A 1,983-nucleotide genomic window follows, 5' to 3' on the forward strand; every position below is an offset into this window, starting at 1 on the left:
GTAGCTTCGCAGAAGCTAACCACTCCTCTTAACCTTCCAGCACCGGGCAGGCGTCAGCCCCTATACATCACCTTACGGTTTAGCAGAGACCTGTGTTTTTGATAAACAGTCGCTTGGGCCTATTCACTGCGGCTCTTCTGGGCGTGAACCCTAAAGAGCACCCCTTCTCCCGAAGTTACGGGGTCATTTTGCCGAGTTCCTTAACGAGAGTTCGCTCGCTCACCTTAGAATTCTCATCTTGACTACCTGTGTCGGTTTGCGGTACGGGCACCTGTTATCTATCTAGAGGCTTTTCTCGGCAGTGTGAAATCAACGACTCGAGGAAACAATTTCCTCTCCCCATCACAGCTCAGCCTTATGAGTGCCGGATTTGCCTAACACTCAGCCTTACTGCTTGGACGTGCACTCCAACAGCACGCTTCGCCTATCCTACTGCGTCCCCCCATCGATTAAAACGATACTAGGTGGTACAGGAATATCAACCTGTTATCCATCGCCTACGCCTGTCGGCCTCAGCTTAGGACCCGACTAACCCAGAGCGGACGAGCCTTCCTCTGGAAACCTTAGTCAATCGGTGGACGGGATTCTCACCCGTCTTTCGCTACTCACACCGGCATTCTCACTTCTAAGCGCTCCACATGTCCTTGCGATCATGCTTCGACGCCCTTAGAACGCTCTCCTACCATTGTCCAAAGGACAATCCACAGCTTCGGTAATATGTTTAGCCCCGGTACATTTTCGGCGCAGTGTCACTCGACTAGTGAGCTATTACGCACTCTTTAAATGATGGCTGCTTCTAAGCCAACATCCTAGTTGTCTGGGCAACGCCACATCCTTTTCCACTTAACATATATTTTGGGACCTTAGCTGGTGGTCTGGGCTGTTTCCCTTTCGAACACGGACCTTATCACCCATGTTCTGACTCCCAAGTTAAATTAATTGGCATTCGGAGTTTGTCTGAATTCGGTAACCCGAGAGGGGCCCCTCGTCCAAACAGTGCTCTACCTCCAATAATCATCACTTGAGGCTAGCCCTAAAGCTATTTCGGAGAGAACCAGCTATCTCCAAGTTCGATTGGAATTTCTCCGCTACCCTCAGTTCATCCGCTCACTTTTCAACGTAAGTCGGTTCGGTCCTCCATTCAGTGTTACCTGAACTTCAACCTGACCAAGGGTAGATCACCTGGTTTCGGGTCTACGACCAAATACTCAACGCCCTATTCAGACTCGCTTTCGCTGCGGCTCCACATTTGCTGCTTAACCTTGCATCAGATCGTAACTCGCCGGTTCATTCTACAAAAGGCACGCCATCACCCATTAACGGGCTCTGACTACTTGTAAGCACACGGTTTCAAGTTCTCTTTCACTCCCCTTCCGGGGTACTTTTCACCTTTCCCTCACGGTACTGGTTCACTATCGGTCACTAGAGAGTATTTAGCCTTAGGAGATGGTCCTCCCAGATTCCGACGGAATTTCACGTGCTCCGTCGTACTCAGGATCCACTCAAGAGAGAATATGTTTTCGACTACAGGATTATTACCTTCTTTGATTCATCTTTCCAGATGATTCGTCTAACATGTTCTTTTGTAACTCCGTATAGAGTGTCCTACAACCCCAACAAGCAAGCTTGTTGGTTTGGGCTCTTCCCGTTTCGCTCGCCGCTACTCAGGGAATCGATTTTTCTTTCTCTTCCTCCGGGTACTAAGATGTTTCAGTTCTCCGGGTCTGCCTTCTGACATGCTATGAATTCACATGTCGATAACATGACATAACTCATGCTGGGTTCCCCCATTCGGAAATCTCTGGATCAACGCTTACTTACAGCTACCCAAAGCATATCGTCGTTAGTAACGTCCTTCATCGGCTTCTAGTGCCAAGGCATCCACCGTGCGCCCTTAATAACTTAATCTATGTTTCCACCATATTTTGAATAACAATTCAAAATAAATAGCTAAAACTAGTTATTAATCTTGTGAGTGTTCTT

1 rRNA gene is annotated in these 1,983 nt (G+C 48.2%); it reads right to left on the minus strand.

The features are described 5' to 3' along the window. Positions 1-1,908: ribosomal RNA gene (locus tag ACVBFA_RS11605) — 23S ribosomal RNA — on the minus strand; the annotation flags it as partial. Positions 1,909-1,983: the final 75 nt, after the last annotated feature.

Source organism: Staphylococcus sp. MSU001 (genome assembly GCF_052976705.1).